Below are 18,896 nucleotides of genomic sequence, written 5' to 3'. Positions count from 1 at the left end.
AGTGGACGTCAACGTCCGCTCGGCCCCCACCAGGGACAATTGTGCATTAGGTCACATGTTGCCCGGGGCACACAACACTGCCGTGCGGTGAACGGTCATCCCGGCGCGACGAAAGGTAGCGCGCGGAATCAGCGTCGCAGAGCGCGAACCAGCGAATCGAACCGCTGCAACCCGGACAGGTCTTCAACCAGCACGACGCCGTCCGGCCCTGCCAGCGGTACCTGCCAGTTGGGATACTGCTGGGCTGTGGTCCCGGGCTGGTTCTGCGTGCGCTCCTCACCGACGGCGTCGGTCAGCGCCACTCCGAGCAGCACCGACGGAGTCTTCGCGATGAACGAGTGCATTGCTTCGACCGTTTCCTGCGCCGTGGAGGGCTCGATGCCGGTCGTTGAACGGACAAGCGAGAGCACCTGCTCCTGGGCCTCCCGGTCCGCAGCCTTCTCCTCCTTCACGGGCCTGCCCAGCAGACCGAGCTGCTCGCGCAGTTCGACGTGCCTGCCGGCGAGGTATCCCGCGGTTGGCGGAAGGTCGTGTGTGGTGACCGTGGTGAGGCACGCCGTCCGGTACTGCTCCGCGGGGCGGGGCTCCTCGTCGTCGTACTCAAACCACAGGATGGACGTGCCGAGCACGCCGCGCTCGGCCAGGTACTCCTGCACGCCCGGCTCGAAGACGCCGAGGTCCTCACCGACGACGACGGCGCCGGCCCGCTCGGCCTCCAGCGCGAGGATGCCGATGAGCGCCTCGTGGTCGTAGTACACGTACGCGCCGTCGCCGGGCATCTGCCCCTGCGGGATCCACCACAGCCTGAAGAGGCCGAGGATGTGGTCGATCCGGATGCCTCCGGCGTGTCGGAGGATGGTGCGCAGCATGTCGCGGTACGCGGCGTAACCGGATTCTGCGAGCCGTTCCGGATGCCACGGCGGCTGCGCCCAGTCCTGGCCCTGTTGGTTGAACATGTCCGGTGGCGCGCCGACGCTGATCCCGGAGGCCAGTACGTCGCGCAACGTCCACGCATCCGCACCAGCCGGGTGAACCCCTACCGCGAGGTCGTGCATGATGCCGAGATTCATCCCGGCGTCCGTGGCGGCCCGCTGGGCTGCTTCCAGCTGCTCATCACAAAGCCACTGCAGCCAGGCATGGAACTCGATACGGTCAGCGAGCTGTACCCGCTGCGCTTCGAGGAATTCGGGATCATTCCACTCGGGTGCTCCCTCGGGCAGCTTCTCGGCGAGCGCCGACCACAGCGCGAAGTTTTCCAGCCCCGGCCCTGCTTCCCGGCGGAACCTGCCGAAAGCGTCTTCCCGTTCAGGTGTGCGCTGTACGCCGAAGACGAGCTCAAGAGCCTGCAGCTTGGCGGCGTAGCTCGGATCCCGGTCAATCCTCTCCGCATTCAGGTTTGCCGTCTCGAACTTCCCCGCCAGATCCCGGATGACCTCAGCGTCCGGGTCGGAGAGAGCCTCGAGCTCGGCGATGTTCTCCACACGCAGGTAGATCGGGTTGAAAAACCTGCGGGTGCTCGGCAGATATGGAGATGCCTCCACCGGCGGCTTCGGCTGGGCAGCGTGCAGCGGGTTGATCAGTACGAAGCCTGCGTCCTTGGCGGCGGACACCTCAGCGAGGCGTGCGAGGTCATCGAGGTCACCGATGCCCCATGACGATCGTGACCGTACGGAGTACAGCTGTGCCATGAGCCCCCAGGTCCGGGTCAAACCGTCTGCGGTGCTGAGCTTGCGCGGAGTCGCGACGAGCGCGCAGCTGCTCTCGGTGGAGCCGTCATCCGCGACGAGCGTGTGCCAGCCCAACGGGAGGTCAAGCGGGATCTCCACCGTGAACCGGCTGATGCTCTTGCCGTCCATCTCCTGGTTTCGCGCGGCGTCTACGGTCAGTGACCGTTCAGACCCGTCCTCGAGCAGAATGCGGAGGGTCGGCGAGCTGCCCGACGGTACGTTCACCGGCACTTCGGTTGCATCGCCCTCCCGAATGACGACGGCGGCGGGCAGTGTCCGCAGCCACGGCGCTACTTCCGCTGCGCTCAGGGAGGCCGCCACGTCGTCGTCCGTTGTGCAGGGAACGCCCAGGGCGGTAAGGACCGCAACGAGAGTTGCATCGCTGACCGTCTGTGGAGTGTCGTCCCAGCCTTTGAAAGTGATTCCGACGCGGTGCTGCTCGGCAAGTTGCTGGAGTGGTGTGAGCTCAGGCATCTTCCTAATCTATTGGCTCCCCCCGGTTTGTGCCTCACGGAGAAGATCCCCTCCCGCCTGAGCGGGAGGGGATCTTCTCTTATCACTGCGGAATCGAAGCGTTACTGGACGATGGTGAACCCGCCCCAGCCCCCGCCGATCTGCGTCCGGGATCCGACGAACCCTCCCGTGCCGCTTCCGCGGTAGAGCCACAGGGCTCCGGCGCTGTCGCGGGCTACGAGGTCGCTGTGTGCATCAGCGGTGCCCCAAGCTCCCGGGCCGGTCAGGGTGAAGCCGTTCCAGCCGGATCCGATCTGATTCGCTGTGCCGAAGCCGCCGGTGCCGTTACCCCGGTAGAGCCACAAGGCTCCGCCGGAGGTGCGTGTGATGACGTCGGAGCGCCCGTCGCCGCTGAAATCACCGGTGCTGAGGATGGCAGTGAACCCACCCCAGCCGGAACCGGGCTGGGTGCGGGTGCCCCAACCGCCGGCGCCGTTACCCGGGTAGAGGTACAGCCGTCCGCCACTGTCACGGGCGAGCAGATCAACCTTTCGGTCACCGTTGAAGTCACCCGGCGTAACGAGGGCAGTCATGCCGCCCCAGCCCGAACCGATCAGCGCGCCACCGTTGATTCTGCCGGTGCCGGTTCCGGTGTAGAGCCAGAGCCGTCCGGACGTATCGCGGGCCATGATGTCGGAGTGTCCGTCGCCGTTGAAGTCACCCGGCTGCAGGATGGCGTTCATCGAACCCCAACCGCTGCCGATCTGGACCCGAGTTCCGAAACCGCCGGATGAAGTCGACGGGTAGAGCCAGAGCCGTCCGCCGGAGTCCCGTGCCACGAGGTCAGGATTGCCGTCGCCGTTCATGTCCTTCTGCTCAGCGGTCGGCGGCGGCGGTGGTGTTGCGGGACCGATCCGCCAGGAGTAAGTGGCGTTGGCTCCGGTGTTCCCGGCGACGTCGGTGGCCCTGACGTTGAACGTATAGTCGCCATTCAGCTGCGAGTCGTAGGTGTGGGGCGAGGTGCACGGTGCGAATATCGAGTTGCTGGGAAGCAACTGGCACTCGAAGCGGGCGTTTGCTTCCGACGTGAAGTGCAGCGTCGGCGTGTCGTCCGCTGTGGGATTGGACGGCAATGGTGCCACGACGGAAGCGGCCGGGGCCACTGTGTCCACGTGAATGTTCAGCGCCGCCGACGTGAGGAATGCCCCGGCAGTGGCCGGGTCGGGGATCTGGGCCCGCACGGCGTGCGCCCCATCCGCAAGGGGTGTCGCCGGGGTCAGCGAGAAGCTGCCATCAGCCCCTGCTACGCCGGAAGCGGCCACAACACCATCAACCAGGAGGTCAACGGGCGCATCCGCCGTCGTCGTCCCGGTGAAGGTCGGCAGGTTTACGTTGGTGATATTGTCAGCGTTTGAACGGCCGCTGTCACTTGCATCGTTCAGGTTAGGGGTGGACGGGGAGCCGTCAACAACCGTGGCGATCAGGCCCTGAACGGTGAATAGCGTTGTCGAGGCAAGAACAGCTCCGCTCGCGTCAGTCACCGTCACTCCGTTCAGACCGGAAGGTGCTCCAGTCACGGTTCGGGCGGTGTTGATGTCACCGATAGTGCCCGCCGGGGCAGTGGTCTGCTTCAGGAAGGTCGCGGTAGTGCCCACCGCGTAGTCCCCGAGGAACGCCGCACCGACTTCATTCCAGTCACAGGGCGTGTCGAGGCAGCCGTCGTCGATGGTCTGGTTGATGAAGCCCTCGCCATCGGAGGTGAATGTATGCGTCCCGTAGGGATGGGCGATGGTGTAATCCGAGTTCGGCGTAAGGCCCTCGAAGCGGAACCGAAGTCGACCGAAACCAATCTGGTCCCCCGGAATCACGGCTTCGTTCGCGTGCGCTGCCTCCAGCGCGGCCTCGTAAGACCCAATAGTGCCCACCTCGGCAGCGGCCTGGAACCAGAAGGACTCGTCCGGGAAGTTGTCTGGGTAGGAGGCCGGCGCCTCCGGGTTCGGCGGCTCGGACAGGCAGCCCTGTCCGGCCTCGTAGCACAGCGCGAGCTTGACTGTGCCATCGTCATACCACTCGGGATAACCATGGAGAGTGCTGACGGGGCCTGTGGCGGCGGTAGCGCCCTGCGCGGGTGCAGCGGCAAGCGGGGCGAGTACCGCCACGAGCATCGCTGAAATTGTTGCTGATGATGTGAGACGTAATGTGCGGCGGTCCTTCGGGGGATCAACCGCGTGTGGATGGTTGGACATTTCAGAGCTCCCTCGTTTCAGAACCGAAACCGTGCTTACTACCGGCTCGGTTCGCCCACTTTGCGCCCCATTCCTTGGACAATTCTTGGGAATGAATCGAGGTCGTTCCTTTGATCGGGAATGTGTCGCTAGGATGCAGTTTTGCTACTCAGGAGTAGCATTAGTCCATCGCCGGGTTCCGGCTGGCGGAGCCTGCCGTTGAAGGGGGCTGCCATGGGCGCCGAAACACTTCAGGAGAACGTCAACGAGCGCGAATCCCGGAAGGTGGCTGAGTCCGCCAGGGAAACGGAATGGACGCGGCCCAGCTTTGCCAAGGGTCTCTATCTGGGCCGCTGCGACATCTCTCTGATTCACCCCCGACCCTCCTCGACTTACACCGGGAACGACGACGGCGAGGAGTTCCTCTCCCGGCTGGCCGCAATTCTTTCGAACATGGACGGGCAGGTGATCGAACGGGACGCACGCATCCCCGATGAGTACCTAAAGGATCTGGCTTCCCTGGGTGTCTTCGGTATCAAAATCCCGAAGGATTTCGGCGGACTCGGACTGTCTCTGGCCTATTACGGGCGGGCACTGATGCTGCTCACCTCCGTCCACCCCAGCCTCGGCGCCCTCGTCTCCGCCCACCAGTCCATCGGCGTACCTGAGCCTGTTCGCATGTTCGGCACGCCGGAGCAGAAAGGCGAGTATCTCCCCCGTTGCGCCTCCGGCGCGATCTCGGCTTTCCTGCTCACCGAACCCGATGTCGGGTCCGATCCCGCACGGTTGAGCGCGACTGCCACCCGCAATGACGACGACGGCACGTATGTACTCAACGGCAGCAAGCTCTGGACCACCAACGGAGTAATCGCCGAACTGGTGGTGGTGATGGCAAAGGTACCGGCACACAGCGGCGGCCCGGGCGGCATCTCCGCCTTCGTGGTGGAAGCGGATACGCCGGGTATTACGGTGACGCACCGCAACGCCTTCATGGGTCTGCGCGGCATTGAAAACGGCGTCACCCGATTCGAGAACGTGAGGATCCCGATCGCGAATCGTCTGGGTAAGGAGGGGCAGGGGCTGAAGATCGCGCTGACCACCCTGAATACCGGACGGCTCTCAATCCCCGCGAACTGCGCTGCCGCAGGTAAATGGTCACTCAAGATTGCGCGTGAATGGTCGAATGCCCGGGTGCAGTGGGGCAGGCCGATCGGCAAGCATGAGGCGGTCGCGCAGAAGATTTCCTTCATCGCTGCGACCGCGTTCGCTCTCGAGTCCGTCTTCGAGCTCTCGGCGGCCCTCGCTGATTCCGGGCAGAAGGACGTCCGAATCGAAGCGGCACTTGCCAAGCTGTGGTCCAGCGAAATGGCCTACCGCATCGCCGATGAACTGATGCAGATCCGTGGTGGCAGGGGGTACGAGACGGCTGCTTCCCTGAAAGCGCGCGGGGAACGGGCCATTCCGGTCGAACAGCAACTGCGCGACCTGCGCATCAACCGGATCTTCGAGGGTTCTTCCGAGATCATGCACCTGCTCATTGCCAGGGAGGCAGTCGACGCTCACCTTGCCGCGGCAGGTGACCTCGCGTCGTCGGACGCTGACCTGTTAGCGAAGGCGAAGGCGGCCGCCGGTGCCAGCAGCTTCTATGCGGGCTGGTTGCCGCAACTGCTTGCAGGACCGGGTCTTTCACCGCGTTCCTACACCGATTTCGGGCGGCTCGCCGGGCACGTGCGTTACGTTGAGCGGGCATCGCGGCGCCTTGCCCGACATACGTTCATGGGGATGGCGCGGTGGCAGGCCAAGCTCGAGCACCGGCAGGTGTTCCTGGGGCGCATCGTGGATATCGGAGCGGAACTGTTCGCGATGGCGGCAACCTGCGCGCACGCCAAACACCTTGAGGGCCAGGGACGGCGGGAAGCAATCGATCTTGCGGATGCCTTCTGCCGACAATCACGGCTGCGGATCGAGCAGCTCTTCACCGAGCTGTGGAAGAACACCGACAGCACGGATTACCGGCTTGCGCGCAGTGTCCTTGACGGCCGTCATGAGTGGCTCGAGGAGGGCGTCCTCGACCCGTCGGAGGGAACCGGCCCGTGGATCGCCGAACCGGACGGGGAGACCGGACAGGAGCCTTCCGACGGACAGCCGGCGGACCTGCATCGAAGGTATCGCTGAGATAATAAGCTTCCTTTCCATTTCATCCGCAACTTCCTACGATGGAAAAGTAGCAAGGACCGACCGTGAGGACACCCAATGAATGAGACACCCGACAAGCAGCACTCAACCGACGACGGCGATCTCACCCCAAAGGGTCAAAAGAAAGTCAGCTACGTCATGATGGGCGGCATCGCCGTCCTGATTCTCGCGGTGGTGGTCTTCGTGGTCGTCAGTGCCGTTCTCAACGGAGCCTGATACCTGCGGTTTCTCTCGCCCCTACGCTGACCATTCGTGTGGAGCGGGGCGGCGGGTGCTGGGTAGGGCAGTGTTCGCGCGCCATTCATGAATCCATTCCGGTAGAACCATATCCTCCGGCGGGTTCCCGAACGCCCCGAAAATTTCAGCGTTCGCAACGGGTCCCTGGACGCTGAGCAGGCGGGTGGCGATGTAGGCGCGTGCGTAAATTTCGTCGTCGTTCACCATGCGCTGCTCGAAGTAGATGGCGCGCTCATCGAAGCCCATAATCCGCGTTTCAATGGTGTAGCGCTGGCCGAGCTGAAGGGACTTCCGGAACGTGATGGTTTCGGCATTGACCACAGGGCTCCACCCTTTGCGGCGCATCATCTTCCAAACACCGCTCCGGATCATGAGATCGAACCTGCCGAGGTCCATCAGCGAGAGGTACATGCCGTTGTTGACGTGCATGGCGATGTCAATGTCGGTGAGCCGAACCCGCAGCGGCAAGGACGCCGGATCCCAAATACTGACGGGCGGTCGACGCCGGGAAGCGAACAGGATCCAGAGTGTCCGGAAAAACAGGTGCATTTTGCCATATTACCGGTGAGTAACCGTCCGGATGGATCGTGAGACAACTCACCTTATTAGCCATGCGGTGTGGGTTCTTGGAATAGTGGACGGCTGCACTCAGCCAACTCCAAGGAAACTGTGAAAGGAATCCATGACTGACCAGACCTGGCAATACCTTGCCATGGCGCTTTACATGATCGCCATGCTGGGAATCGGCTGGTACGCCTACCGGAAAACGTCCGACCTCGATGACTATATGCTCGCCGGCCGCGGGCTCAAGCCGGGCGTTGCAGCGCTCAGTGCTGGAGCCTCCGACATGTCGGGGTGGCTGCTGCTCGGACTCCCCGGCGCGATCTACCTGTCCGGCCTGATTGAGGTCTGGATCGCCATCGGCCTGACCATTGGCGCATGGTTGAACTGGAAGTTCGTTGCGCCGCGGTTACGCAGCTACACGGAGGTATCGAACAACTCGATCACCGTGCCCAGCTTCCTTGAGAACCGGCTGAAGGACCGTTCGAGGGTTCTCCGTATCGTCTCCGGCATCCTCATCCTGGTGTTCTTCACGTTCTACGTCTCCTCCGGCATGGTTGCCGGCGGCGTCTTCTTCGAGTCGTCCTTCAACTCCAGCTACACCCTCGGCATGATCATCGTCGCGGTGGTCACGATCGCCTACACGCTGTTCGGAGGCTTCATGGGTGCAACGTTCACCGATGTAGCCCAGGGACTTCTCATGCTGCTCGCGCTGATCGTCGTGCCGATCATCGGGTTCGTCCAGGTGGGCGGCTTCACCGGAATGACGGAGTCGATCAACGCAGTGGACCCGTCCATGCTCAACTTCGTCGCCGGCGGTTCTGTTCTGGCCATCATCTCCGCTGCCGCCTGGGGCCTCGGCTACTTCGGCCAGCCACACATCATTGTCCGTTTCATGGCGCTGCGCAGCCCGCAGGACGCCGTTGCCGGACGCAGGATCGGTATCAGCTGGATGATCCTCACTGTTCTCGGTGCAGTTGCTACTGCGCTGGTGGGCATCGCCTACTTCCAGCAGAACCCCCAGCTCACGCTTGCTGATCCTGAGGCCGTCTTCCTTTCGCTGTCACAGGCGTTCTTCCACCCGTTCGTTGCCGGGATCGTCCTCGCTGCGGTGCTCGCGGCAATCATGAGCACCATCTCGTCGCAGCTCGTGGTGTGCTCCTCCGCGCTGGTCGAGGACCTCTACAACATGGTCTCCAAGAAGACCCTCAGCGCGAAGCAGGGCGTGATCCTCGGTCGACTTGGCGTGCTGGTCGTCGCGATCGTTGCGATCGTCCTCGCGTCCGGCCGCAACGAGTCCATCCTCTCGCTGGTCGCGTTCGCGTGGGCCGGCTTCGGTGCCTCCTTCGGCCCTGCCGTACTGCTGTCGCTGTTCTGGCGGAAACTGACGATGCCCGGCGCGCTGTCCGGGATGATCGTCGGCGCCGCAATCGTCTTCGCGTGGGGCAATTCGCCGCTCTCGTCCACGATGTACGAGATCGTGCCGGCATTCATCGCCAACCTGGTTGTCGCCGTCGTCGTCAGCCGGCTGACCTGGAAGCCGAACGCGGAGATCGAAGCCGAGTTCGACGAGGCCGTTCGCGGCGTCTCCGAGCGCAAGGAACCGGTCACGGTCTCCTAATCAGAACTTCCTGATTGGGGTTTCCCCTTCGTGTCTACATCGGCTCCCCGGTTGCTGCGGCTTCCGGGGAGCCGCTGTACGTTCAACGGCAGGACGGCAACGACGACGGTGCACTCACCAGCCGCTGCGTGTCGGCGTATGCCCCTTCCGCGCTTCCTCCGGCATCGGCATTTCCGCCCGGAAACCAAGAAGCCGGATGGGCCGCCCCGGTTCGATTTTCCCGACGAGCTCCAGGGCACGGGCCAGCACGACGTCGCGATCAAAGGTTTCGGGAATGCGCTTCGCATACGTCTTGGTGAAGAACGGTGCGTACCGCACCTTGAGCGTCAGACCGATCACGGGGCGATCCTCAGCGACGACGTCCTCAAGGACCCGCGCCACGAGTACCCGTACGGCTTTGTCCACCTGCGTGGGATCCGCCAGATCCTGCTGGTAGGTCGTCTCCCGGCTGTGCCCGCGAGGAATCCACGGAGTGTCATCGACCAGCCGCTCGCCGTCACCGCGACCAAGTTGTGCGTACCACGGGCCCATCTTCGGCCCGAACTCCGGGACGAGATCGAGGGGATCACAGGCGGCGAGCTGCGCGACGGTCGTGATGTCGAGCCCTGCCAGACGGCGGGAAACCTTGGGCCCGACACCCCACAGGTCGATGGTGGGCCGGTCCCCCATCGCGTGCAGCCAGTTATCCACGGTGAGGCGGAAAACTCCTGCCGGTTTGGCGAACCCCGTGGCGACCTTGGCCCGCACAAGGGTGTCGCCGATACCGACGCTGCAGTGCAACTGCGTGCTCTCAAGCACCGCATCCTGCATGCGCCGGGCATATCCCTCCGGGTCACCAGTTTCGACTCCCACGAAGGCTTCATCCCAGCCCAGCACCTGAACGGTGGCAGCCGGTTGAGCGCGCAGGGTGGCCATTACCGTCTCCGATACGGGCAGGTACGCCTCGGAATCAACGGGCAGGATCACAGCGTCCGGCACCTTGCGTGCGGCGGTGCGTAAAGGCATTCCGGAGCCGACGCCGAATGCACGGGCCTCGTAGGACGCAGTCGATACCACCGCGCGCTCCGCAGGATCGCCGCGGCCACCCACTATCACCGGTTTTCCTGCAAGTTCGGGCCGGCGCAGCACCTCGACCGCAGCAATGAACTGGTCCAGATCAACGTGCAGCACCCATGGGATGTGGCCTTGACTCACGGTTCCAGTCTGCCTGCCCGTTCCTTCCTGCACCACCATCTCGCCGAGACGCTCGTCGAACTTCGGATTGACGCACCACGGTCCCAACTAGAAAGCTGGGGTGAAGCGCACGCACCACCGACCGATACGAGGAGAACATGACTGACGCAGCGGCACCGACCATCGAGCTTCTCAGCGGTGTGTCCATTCCGGTACTCGGACTGGGCACCTGGCCGCTCGATGATGACGAGGCAGCCGGCGCCGTCGAGAAAGCCGTCTCCGCGGGGTACCGCCTGTTCGACACGGCAGAGAACTACGGCAATGAAGCTGGGGTCGGTGAAGGGATCCGGCGGTCAGGGATTGAGCGGAATCAGGTATTCATCACCACCAAGTTCAACCAGCAGTGGCACAGCGTCGACGGCGTCCGGAAGGCATTCGAACAGAGCGCTACCCGGTTGCGCGTCGACTACATCGACCTCCTGCTGGTGCACTGGCCCAATCCGGCTCAGGACCGCTACGTCGATGCCGTGAAGGGTCTCGCTGCGCTGCGTGAGGACGGCCTGATTCGGGCTATCGGCGTCTCCAACTTCAAGCCTGCCCACCTGCAGCGCGTCCTCGACGAGGGACTCGTGCCGGACGTCAACCAGATCCAGCTCGACCCTCGCCACACGCGGGGTGAGTCGCGCGAATTCCACGCCAGGCATGGGATCGTCACTGAGTCATGGAGCCCTCTCGGAAAGGGCAGCGACCTGCTGCAGGATCCGGCCGTGGACCGTCTCGCCGACAAGTACGGCATGACGCCGGCGCAGATCGTCCTGCGGTGGCACCTTCAGCTCGGACTCGTGGCAATTCCGAAGTCGGCCAATCCATTGCGGATCAAGCAGAACATCAACCTGTTCGGCTTCGAGCTCACCCAGGATGAGGTGGAGTCGCTGTCCGCGCTCGACACCGGAGACGGCGACATCACGGACTCGGACTCCTTCGGCCACTAGGAATTTTTGTCGCCTATCTGCGCCTTTGGCCGCGTTCCAACGGCAGATAGGCGACAAAACTTCGGGGGCTATGGCCAGAGGACCTCGCGACGCCAGCCCTCACCACTGCGCACGTACCGCAGGCGGGTATGGCGGCGCTCAGGGTCGGCCTGCCAGAACTCCACGCGCTCCGGCGCCACCGTGTAGACCGTCCACGTTGCCGATCCCCTGTCCTCGATCCCCTCGAGTTCACGCTCGACGGCGGCGCTCACCGATTCTCCCTCGGCAATGACATCGCTCTGCGGCCCGGCCAGCACCAGCGCACGTGCAGCGGGATGGCGGCGGCGGAAGTCGGCGTCGTTCTCTTCGGCCGTTCCCGGCGTCACGGCGCCGCTGACGCGCACCTGCCTGCCAGCCGCTTGCCAGAAAAAGGTCAGCGCGGCGTAGGGCGTTGCCTGAAGCTGCCGACCTTTGGGGCTGTCGCTGCTGGTGGCGAAGGAAAATCCGCGGCCGTCGAGGTCTCTGAGGATGACCACGCGTGCGTCAGGGCGCCCGTCGTCGTCGGTTGTCGAGACGGTGACCGCGTGAGGGGCGGGGACGCCGTCGTCGATCGCTGCGCCGAGCCACTGGGTGAACAGGTCCAGCGGGGATTCGGGCGCGGAGGCCGGATCGAACGGCCGCATCTCCTCGGGGAACACGGGCAAGCCGCGCAGCAGATTTTGGGCTGGTGTGTTCATGCGGCCAGCCTACGCCGCGTCCCTGCGGCCAGCGGGTTACGGGCAGCGTTGCTACCCTCGAAAGATGTCATTTCAGGAACCGGAGCACGAAGAACATCACGTCGGTACACGAGACCTGACCCGGTGGGCGACGCCGGTCGGTCGGTTTCTGGTCACCTGCGTTCGGCGGCTGGCGCAGTGGGTGGGGCCCCGGTGGGCGCTCCTGCTGCTGATGGCTATCGGCATCGGCGGAGCCGTGGCCCTCACGGTTGCCTCAGCCGAAGTTTATGAAGCGGTGTCGGATGAAGACGGAATCGCGGTCCTTGACCAGCCCGCCCTCGATACTGCCCTCGCCATGCGATCGCCGTGGCTGAACGGTGCAGTCACGGCATACACGCATATCGGCGGACCGCTCGGCATGCCCATCCTCGCGCTCGGTGCAACAATTGCCCTCGTGGTGGCCCGGCGCTCATATACGCCGCTGATTTTGATGGTCGCCGCCGCCGGCGGCTCCCTCCTGATGACGGTCCTGAGCAAGGACGCCATCGGGCGGCTTCGCCCGGACCGCGAGTTCGCAGTGCCGCCGTACGAAATGTCAGCGTCATTTCCCAGCGGGCATACGCTCAACGCCGTCGTGATTTCCGGTATCCTGGCTTACCTGCTGGTACTGCGTCAGCACTCGAAACGGGCTCGGGCATTGACCGTCACAGCAGCCGTCCTCTTCGCCTTCACGATGGGTCTCTCACGCGTATATCTCGGGCATCACTGGGTCACCGACGTGGCCGTGGCCTGGACCCTCGGGCTTGCCTGGCTGGCGTTGGTGATCACTGCCCACCGGCTGTTGCTGACTTTCCGGAACTACCGGCGTGAGCGGCGGGGACCGGCTTCCGCCAGCTAGTTCGGGTGCCTTCAGTTCGGGTTGTGCGTCCGTTCCAGCCGGACATACTCACGCAGCAGCTCCAGAGCGTGGGCATTTTCCTCGGCCTCCAGACCCTCCTCCATCGACTCCGCCAAGGTCTCACCGGCCGGGAACGGCGGAAGCAACGGGATGCCGGCGTCAGTGCGGACGTCCAGAACAAAGGGGCGGTCAGCGGCCAGCGCGCGGTCCCAGGCGGGGCCGACGTCGTCCGGGTTTTCCACCCTCATCCCATCCAGTCCGAGGAGCTTCGCGAAACCCGAGTAATCCACGTCGGGGATGTCCTGGCTGTCCGGGAAACGAGGTTCCGCTTCGGTTTCGCGTTGTTCCCAGCTGACTTCGGCGAGGTCGAGGTTGTTGAGGATGCAGATGGCGAAGACGGGGTTGGCCCAGCTCTTCCAGAGCCGACTGACCGTGATCAGTTCGGCCATCCCGGTCATCTGCATGCCGCCGTCACCGGTCAGCGCCACTACGGGCCGGTCCGGAGCTGAGAGCTTCGCCGCAATTCCGTATGGAAGGGAGCATCCCATGCTCGCCAGCGTGCTCGACAGATGCGCGGGCACACCGCTTGGCAGGTGCAACTGGCGGGCATACCAGTAGACGCAGCTGCCGACGTCGACTGCCACCTGCGCGTTATCGGGGAGGCGCCCGTTCAGTTCCCGGACAGCGCGCTCCGGGTTCACGGGATTCGCCGGGGTCATGGCGCGGGCTTCGTTGAGCCCCCGCCACGCGTCGACGTGCCGTTCGACATCGCCACGCCACCCGATGCGTCCCTCGACCAGCGGCAGGAGAGCTCGGAGCGATTCGGCAGCATCCCCCGTCACCGCCACCTCGACCGGGTACCTGTTTCCGATCGCCTTTGCATCGCTGTCGATCTGCACAGCGCGCGCGGCACCCGGAGGAGGGTAGAACTCGGTCCACGGATCATTCGACCCGATGATCAGCAGGGTGTCGCAGTTCGCCATTACCCACCCGCTGGCGGTGGTGCCCAAATGGCCCATGGTGCCCGCCGCGTAGGGCAGGGTTTCATCGACGTACGGCTTCCCCAGCAGGCTCGTGACGACGGCGGCGCCCAGCTTCTCCGCGAGCGCCACCACCTCTGCCTGCGCACCCCGCGCTCCCTGCCCGACGAGCAGCGCAAGTTTCGATCCGGAATTCACAAGCGCGGCGGCGTCGTGCACGTCCTGCTTTTGCGGGATAACCGTCCCCGGACTCCAGAGCGCTGCGGAGGGGATGACGCCATGCTCGTGCTCGAGTTCCGGCGCGGGCTCCTGCTGCACGTCGTGGGGAAGGATGACGACGGCAGGAGACCGGGTGGCAAGCGCCGCCTTGAATGCCCGGTCGATCACCATGGGCGCCTGGTCTGGGCTGTTCACCTGCTGTCGGAAACCCGAGGCGACGTCCTTGAACAGGCTCTGCAGATCGATTTCCTGCTGGTAGGCCGAGCCGAGCACCGTTTGGCTCTGTTGTCCTACTACGGCCACCACGGGCACGCTGTCCATCCGCGCGTCGTACAGTCCGTTAAGGAGGTGCACGGCGCCCGGACCCTGCGTCGAAAGCACCACTCCGACGCCGCCGGTGTACTTGGCGTGGCCGACCGCCATGAAGGCGGCATTCTCCTCGTGGCGGGCCTGAACGAACTCTGGTGCCCCGGCGCGCCGCATCGCGCCGAGCACCGGGTTGATTCCGTCACCGCTATAGCCGAACACCCGGTCGACGCCCCATGCGGTCAACCGTTCAATGACGGCGTCAGCTACCAGCCGGTCACCCATCAGCCGGCGACAGGTACGGTTGGTCCCACCGGCCAGCGCAACAGCGCGGCCACTGGCCCTCCGTCGAGCGCGCCCGAGGGGAACAGCGCCACCTCTGCGTCTGTGAGCACCGCCGCACGCAGCAACGCGGACGGCGCCGGCACCTCTCCGAGCACGGGTGCGCCCGCTGTTTCCCCGTCCACCTCGGTAGTCCACGGTTCCGCTCCCAAGGCGAGCAGCCGGTGACCGTGGAGGCCCTCGGTTTCAAGGAGCAGTGTGTCGACCTGGGCCTGCTGGAGCGCGTGTACCACCGACCCGATGCCTTCGGTCGACTCAGGGTTGGGCCGGGACTTCTGATTGTTCAACCGCTCAAGCAGTTGAGTCTGCCTGCGCGCGATGCACTCGGCAACCCGCTTGTCGATTTCCTGAGCGTAGGCTTCCTTGTCCGCTCCATCGGTGCGGCTGTGGCTCTCGATGATCGTGAGGATCTCCTTGGACTGCTCACTCAGCTGCTCCGCCACGAGCCCCCTGGCCCGGATGTCTCCGGCCACAACGAGCAGTCTCGCGCGGCAGCTGCGAACAATCCGGTCAATCTCACCGGCAATATCGGCGGCGTTGGCCTTCCAGATGCTCTCCGTCCGGTGCTGGTAACGACCCTGGGACCAGCCTCCGCGCTCTACCTTCTTGAGGTTCTCGGTCGAGCCCTCGACATGCACCGTGTTGTCGTCCTGCAGGCCGTTTGCGTGGCGAAGGTGGATTTCACCGCCGTCCCGGCCCACCTCAGCTACCACGTAGGCGAAATCGTCCGGGCGGTGCCAGAGCAGGGGGCACAGATTCGGGACATCGTTTACGGAAGTGAATTCCGGCAGGGCAAGAGGTCCCGGGAGGAACTCGTCCAGTTCCACAGTCCCGTTCCTCGCGACGATCAGGCGGGCCACTGGATCCGGCATACCCTTTGCCGACTGGCGAAGGGCGTCGGCCACCGCCTTACGGTCGTCCTTGGACGCGCCAGCCTCCTCAAGGGCAGCTGCAATGTTCTCGGGGCGGACGTCGTCTGCGTGGAGCGAGTCGACCGTACCGGTGCTGGCATCCGTATAAACGGTGAGCCATGGACCGGGCTTCCGGTACAGATCTGCAAGCGTGTGCAAGGTGCTGGTCACTTCGACTCCTCTTCGTCATTGCTGACTTTTTCCTCGATCGTCTCGGTGAGCGGCCCGTCATCGGCAGCGTCGCTCGCCTGCGCCGGGTCGATCCCCGGGTCGTAGTCCGGCTGAACGTCCTGGACCGTAATCTCGCCCTCGCCGTCGTCCATGGTTTCCGCCTCGCGCCATTCTTCGGCGCGCGTGGGGTGGTTCCCCTGTACCAGCCCCTGAGTTTCGTGTTTGAGCTGATCGTCCAGGTTTGGACCGTGGGTGGTATTGCCCCGCTCTGCCATGACCTGTCTCCTTCTTCGTCGGGGTCGGTGCCGTCTGACTCGCAAATGCTAAGGTTACTGTCGGTCTATCATTCTCTGAGCTCGAATAAAAGACCCCTCCGCCGAGCAGGGCTGGAAGATGACACCGCGAACAGAACGTGGCCGCTACGCTGACCGTGAAGACGCCGGTCGGCAACTGACCATCGCGCTGGAACCGGCACTGGCCGGCAGTAAGCCGTTGGTCCTCGGCCTGCCGCGGGGCGGCGTTCCGGTCGCCGCGGTGGTGGCCGATGTATATGAAGCGGCGCTCGACGTCGTGATGGTGCGTAAGGTGGGCGTCCCGGAATTTCCCGAGCTGGCGATGGGCGCAATCGCCTCGATCGGCGGCTCGATCGAGACCGTCCGTAACGCCCATGTCCTGGCTGGCCTCAGGGATGCCGACGCTGTCTTCGCCCGTGTTGCTGAACGTGAGCAGGCCGAACTCCTGCGTCGTGAACGGCTCTACCGCGGGGGGATGGAGCCGCTCGCAGTGGACGGTGAGACCGTGGTGATTGTCGACGACGGCGTAGCCACCGGAGCCACGATGCGCGCCGCAGTGGCCGCCCTCCGGAGTGCCGGTGCTTCCCGGATCATCGCCGCTGCGCCGGTATTCCTGACCTCCGCTGCGGAAACGGTCGGTGAACTGGTTGACGAACTGATCAACCCCTGGTCCGCTGCGAACCTGCCGGCGGTGGGCAGTGCCTACCACCGCTTCGAGCAGGTGAAGGATGAGGAGGTTCAGCGGTTGTTGCGCGAGGCACGCGGGCGTAGTTTGGGGACCATGACGGATTACGCAGACCTCCCCGATTCCTACCGCGCCTACCTCGCGAGACTGGACGACAGCACCGCTGCTGCCGTGATACCCGTTCTCAAGCAGTCCGTGGCCGGAGGCGAGCATGGCGTCCTGATCACCACGGGCCTCGGACCCGACACGCAGGCTGAGGTCTCCCCCGAGGTCCCCTTCGGTGAGGTCCGCGAGACAGTCCGCTAGCAGGTGACCCAGAACGACGACGCCCTCACGCCCAGCGGGCCGCTGACCCGTTTCCGGCTTGCACCCAACCCGGGGCCCATGAGCCTCGACGGTACCAACTCCTACGTCATCGCTTCCCCGGAATCGGAAGCCGTCGCGGTGGTTGATCCGGGCCCGCTGGACGATGCACACCTCGATGCCTTGCAGTCAGCAGGGCCCGTGAGTCTGGTGCTCATCACCCACCATCACCGGGACCACACGGAGGCAAGTGCCCGGTTCCATGAATTGACGGGCGCTCCGGTGCGCGCGCTCGACCAGGAATACTGTCACGGCGCCAATTCGCTGGCCGACGGCGAGGTTCTCTCCGCCGGCGGAGTGCGGATCAACGTCCTCGCCACGCCGGGGCACACCGCCGATTCAGTGTGCTTTCACCTGCCCGACGACGGCCCCGACGGTTCCGTCCTCACCGGGGACACTATCCTCGGCCGCGGCACCACGGTGCTCAGTTACCCGGACGGGACACTGGGCGACTACTTGCGGTCACTCGACGCGCTCGAGGCGATGGGAAGCGCGACCGTCCTGCCAGCGCACGGCCCAATCCTTCCGGACCTCGGCGACATCACCCGCGCGTACCGGACGCACCGCCTGGAGCGGCTCGATCAGGTGCGGGCTGCGCTCCTGGCGCTTGGCCTCTCAGCGGAGCAGGCCGACGTCGGCTCCGTCACCGACCGGGTGTACGCCGACGTCGACCCTTCCGTGCGCCGTGCAGCGGAGCAGTCGGTGGCGGCGCAGTTGCACTTCCTGCGTTGCGATTCCCCCTAAGGGGAATCAGGGATTCCGCCTGCCGACAGAGGCCCTCTCGATAAAGCGTGCCTCGAGTGTGTGCATAGTCCGTGACGGTGCTACTCCTGCGATCTCGCTGAGCAACGTTTCGGCGGCGCGTGCGCCGAGCTCAAGCATTGGTTGCTCGATCATGGTCAGTGGCGGTTCCATCACAGCCGCCCATGAACTGTCGTCGAATCCGATCAGTGAAACATCCGAGGGATAGCTGAGCCCGCTGGCTCGCACGGCGCGAAGGGCGCCGGTGAGTGCATCGTTTTCTGTACAGAAGAGGGCGGTCACCCGGTCGTCGAGGGACAACATCCGTTCGACGGCCACAGTCGCGTTCTTCTCCGTCTTCGCACCTGTCATCACCAGGTCAGCGTTGAAGGGTATCCCGGCGTCGTCGAGGGCATCCAGATAGCCCCTGAGCCTCTCCCCGTCGGTCCACAAGTTCCGCGCAGCGGCGGCGCTCAAAGCGCGGCGCGTCGTCACGGGTTTCTGAACCGGCGGACCCCAGACGAATCCGATGCGCCGGTGTCCGTGATCGATCAAGTGGTTGACCGCGCGACGACTCGCCTCCCTGTTATCTATGACAACTGAGTCGAGCGCCAAGTGCTCAACTGCGCGGTCAACCAGGACCACAGGGATGCCGCGATCTATCGCATCCTGGATGTGCGCTACATCGTCCCGTCCCACGGCGGCCGATGCGATAATCATGCCGTCTACACGTTTGTCGACCAGTACCCCAACGGCGGCTTTCTCCTCCCCGAGATCCTCGTGGGTGCTGAGGACGATTGTGTCGAAGCCCCTCTTGCGGGAGAAATCACTGATCCCTCTGGTCACGCCGGCAAAGAATGGGTTGCCTATATCTGCCACGATGAGTCCGAGAGTGTGGCTGACACCGGTCGACATACTGCGTGCGAGCGCGTTCGCACGATACCCGAGTTTTTCTGCGGCTTTGAGGACCCTTTCCCGCAGTTCAGGACTCACATACCCGTACCCGCCGAGCGTACGAGCCGCTGAGGCGCGCCCTACTCCGGCTTCAGCGGCCACCTCCGAAATAGTAGGAGGAGCGACGCTCCGATCGCGTTCCGCAGCCATTCA

At 64.5% G+C, this 18,896-nt stretch carries 16 protein-coding genes; 7 read left to right on the top strand and 9 right to left on the bottom strand.

Features of this window, described 5'->3' with window-relative positions; genetic code table 11:
• Positions 1-128: 128 nt before the first annotated feature.
• Positions 129-2,201: a 4-alpha-glucanotransferase gene (gene malQ / locus AC4D2M_RS11300; protein WP_490891942.1), complete on the bottom strand. Its 2,073-nt coding sequence runs from the start codon at positions 2,199-2,201 to the stop codon at positions 129-131.
• Positions 2,202-2,302: 101 nt separating this feature from the next.
• Positions 2,303-4,426 (bottom strand): FG-GAP-like repeat-containing protein, encoded by a 2,124-nt coding sequence (locus tag AC4D2M_RS11295; protein ID WP_490891941.1) that lies wholly within the window; start codon positions 4,424-4,426, stop codon positions 2,303-2,305.
• Positions 4,427-4,639: 213 nt separating this feature from the next.
• Between AC4D2M_RS11295 and AC4D2M_RS11290 the strand changes: the two genes are divergently transcribed.
• Together AC4D2M_RS11290 and AC4D2M_RS11285 are read left to right on the top strand one after the other, a co-directional pair.
• Positions 4,640-6,580, top strand: coding sequence for an acyl-CoA dehydrogenase family protein (locus AC4D2M_RS11290; protein ID WP_490891940.1), 1,941 nt, complete (start codon positions 4,640-4,642; stop codon positions 6,578-6,580).
• Positions 6,581-6,658: 78 nt separating this feature from the next.
• A complete protein-coding gene (locus AC4D2M_RS11285; protein ID WP_490891939.1) occupies positions 6,659-6,817 on the top strand; it encodes a hypothetical protein in 159 nt (52 codons plus the stop codon).
• Positions 6,818-6,838: 21 nt separating this feature from the next.
• Here AC4D2M_RS11285 and AC4D2M_RS11280 read toward each other — a convergent pair whose 3' ends face one another.
• Positions 6,839-7,387 (bottom strand): acyl-CoA thioesterase, encoded by a 549-nt coding sequence (locus AC4D2M_RS11280; RefSeq protein ID WP_490891936.1) that lies wholly within the window; start codon positions 7,385-7,387, stop codon positions 6,839-6,841.
• Between the two features lie 133 nt (positions 7,388-7,520).
• Here AC4D2M_RS11280 and putP point away from each other — a divergent pair, with 133 nt between their 5' ends.
• Positions 7,521-9,020: a sodium/proline symporter PutP gene (gene putP / locus AC4D2M_RS11275; RefSeq protein WP_490891934.1), complete on the top strand. Its 1,500-nt coding sequence runs from the start codon at positions 7,521-7,523 to the stop codon at positions 9,018-9,020.
• Positions 9,021-9,134: 114 nt separating this feature from the next.
• Here putP and AC4D2M_RS11270 read toward each other — a convergent pair whose 3' ends face one another.
• The gene (locus tag AC4D2M_RS11270) at positions 9,135-10,253 is read right to left on the bottom strand and encodes a DNA polymerase IV (RefSeq protein ID WP_490892077.1); all 1,119 of its coding nucleotides are present in this window, start codon (positions 10,251-10,253) and stop codon (positions 9,135-9,137) included.
• Positions 10,254-10,351: 98 nt separating this feature from the next.
• Between AC4D2M_RS11270 and AC4D2M_RS11265 the strand changes: the two genes are divergently transcribed.
• On the top strand, positions 10,352-11,185 hold the full coding sequence (locus tag AC4D2M_RS11265) for an aldo/keto reductase (protein WP_490891932.1): 834 nt from the start codon (positions 10,352-10,354) through the stop codon (positions 11,183-11,185).
• Positions 11,186-11,253: 68 nt separating this feature from the next.
• Here AC4D2M_RS11265 and AC4D2M_RS11260 read toward each other — a convergent pair whose 3' ends face one another.
• Positions 11,254-11,901 (bottom strand): pyridoxine/pyridoxamine 5'-phosphate oxidase, encoded by a 648-nt coding sequence (locus tag AC4D2M_RS11260; RefSeq protein WP_490891928.1) that lies wholly within the window; start codon positions 11,899-11,901, stop codon positions 11,254-11,256.
• Positions 11,902-11,965: 64 nt separating this feature from the next.
• On the opposite strand from AC4D2M_RS11260, the gene AC4D2M_RS11255 reads away from it, so the two are divergent.
• Entirely contained in the window at positions 11,966-12,778 is an 813-nt protein-coding gene (locus AC4D2M_RS11255) for a phosphatase PAP2 family protein (RefSeq protein ID WP_490891926.1), read from the top strand.
• A gap of 11 nt (positions 12,779-12,789) precedes the next feature.
• On the opposite strand, the gene AC4D2M_RS11250 is transcribed toward AC4D2M_RS11255, so the two are convergent.
• The 3 genes from AC4D2M_RS11250 to AC4D2M_RS11240 are packed head-to-tail and all read right to left on the bottom strand — an operon-like array spanning position 12,790 to position 15,982.
• Positions 12,790-14,568, bottom strand: a complete 1,779-nt coding sequence (locus tag AC4D2M_RS11250; RefSeq protein ID WP_490891925.1) for a thiamine pyrophosphate-requiring protein — start codon at positions 14,566-14,568, stop codon at positions 12,790-12,792.
• The gene (locus AC4D2M_RS11245; RefSeq protein WP_490891923.1) at positions 14,568-15,707 is read right to left on the bottom strand and encodes a baeRF2 domain-containing protein; all 1,140 of its coding nucleotides are present in this window, start codon (positions 15,705-15,707) and stop codon (positions 14,568-14,570) included. The genes AC4D2M_RS11250 and AC4D2M_RS11245 overlap by 1 nt, the downstream gene beginning before the upstream one ends.
• Positions 15,704-15,982, bottom strand: a complete 279-nt coding sequence (locus AC4D2M_RS11240; protein ID WP_490891921.1) for a hypothetical protein — start codon at positions 15,980-15,982, stop codon at positions 15,704-15,706. The genes AC4D2M_RS11245 and AC4D2M_RS11240 overlap by 4 nt, the downstream gene beginning before the upstream one ends.
• 118 nt (positions 15,983-16,100) lie before the next feature.
• On the opposite strand from AC4D2M_RS11240, the gene AC4D2M_RS11235 reads away from it, so the two are divergent.
• Positions 16,101-16,991, top strand: coding sequence for a phosphoribosyltransferase (locus AC4D2M_RS11235; RefSeq protein ID WP_490891919.1), 891 nt, complete (start codon positions 16,101-16,103; stop codon positions 16,989-16,991).
• 3 nt (positions 16,992-16,994) lie between these two features.
• Positions 16,995-17,792, top strand: a complete 798-nt coding sequence (locus AC4D2M_RS11230; RefSeq protein ID WP_490891917.1) for an MBL fold metallo-hydrolase — start codon at positions 16,995-16,997, stop codon at positions 17,790-17,792.
• 6 nt (positions 17,793-17,798) lie between these two features.
• On the opposite strand, the gene AC4D2M_RS11225 is transcribed toward AC4D2M_RS11230, so the two are convergent.
• Positions 17,799-18,893 carry a LacI family DNA-binding transcriptional regulator gene (locus AC4D2M_RS11225; RefSeq protein ID WP_490891916.1) on the bottom strand — a complete coding sequence of 365 codons (1,095 nt, stop codon included), beginning with the start codon at positions 18,891-18,893 and terminating at the stop codon, positions 17,799-17,801.
• Between the last annotated feature and the right edge of the window lie 3 nt (positions 18,894-18,896).

The organism is Arthrobacter sp. TJ-270, from assembly GCF_058269075.1.
This window is presented reverse-complemented; position numbering and strand designations above follow the sequence as displayed.

Coding starts and splice junctions, on each gene's coding strand:
- AC4D2M_RS11235 (WP_490891919.1), top strand. CDS start 16,101: ATGACACCGCGAACAGAACGTGGCCGCTACGCTGACCGTGAAGACGCC.
- AC4D2M_RS11250 (WP_490891925.1), bottom strand. CDS start 14,568: ATGGGTGACCGGCTGGTAGCTGACGCCGTCATTGAACGGTTGACCGCA.
- putP (WP_490891934.1), top strand. CDS start 7,521: ATGACTGACCAGACCTGGCAATACCTTGCCATGGCGCTTTACATGATC.
- AC4D2M_RS11240 (WP_490891921.1), bottom strand. CDS start 15,982: ATGGCAGAGCGGGGCAATACCACCCACGGTCCAAACCTGGACGATCAG.
- AC4D2M_RS11280 (WP_490891936.1), bottom strand. CDS start 7,387: ATGCACCTGTTTTTCCGGACACTCTGGATCCTGTTCGCTTCCCGGCGT.
- AC4D2M_RS11265 (WP_490891932.1), top strand. CDS start 10,352: ATGACTGACGCAGCGGCACCGACCATCGAGCTTCTCAGCGGTGTGTCC.
- AC4D2M_RS11290 (WP_490891940.1), top strand. CDS start 4,640: ATGGGCGCCGAAACACTTCAGGAGAACGTCAACGAGCGCGAATCCCGG.
- AC4D2M_RS11255 (WP_490891926.1), top strand. CDS start 11,966: ATGTCATTTCAGGAACCGGAGCACGAAGAACATCACGTCGGTACACGA.
- malQ (WP_490891942.1), bottom strand. CDS start 2,201: ATGCCTGAGCTCACACCACTCCAGCAACTTGCCGAGCAGCACCGCGTC.
- AC4D2M_RS11225 (WP_490891916.1), bottom strand. CDS start 18,893: ATGGCTGCGGAACGCGATCGGAGCGTCGCTCCTCCTACTATTTCGGAG.
- AC4D2M_RS11295 (WP_490891941.1), bottom strand. CDS start 4,426: ATGTCCAACCATCCACACGCGGTTGATCCCCCGAAGGACCGCCGCACA.
- AC4D2M_RS11270 (WP_490892077.1), bottom strand. CDS start 10,253: ATGGTGGTGCAGGAAGGAACGGGCAGGCAGACTGGAACCGTGAGTCAA.
- AC4D2M_RS11285 (WP_490891939.1), top strand. CDS start 6,659: ATGAATGAGACACCCGACAAGCAGCACTCAACCGACGACGGCGATCTC.
- AC4D2M_RS11260 (WP_490891928.1), bottom strand. CDS start 11,901: ATGAACACACCAGCCCAAAATCTGCTGCGCGGCTTGCCCGTGTTCCCC.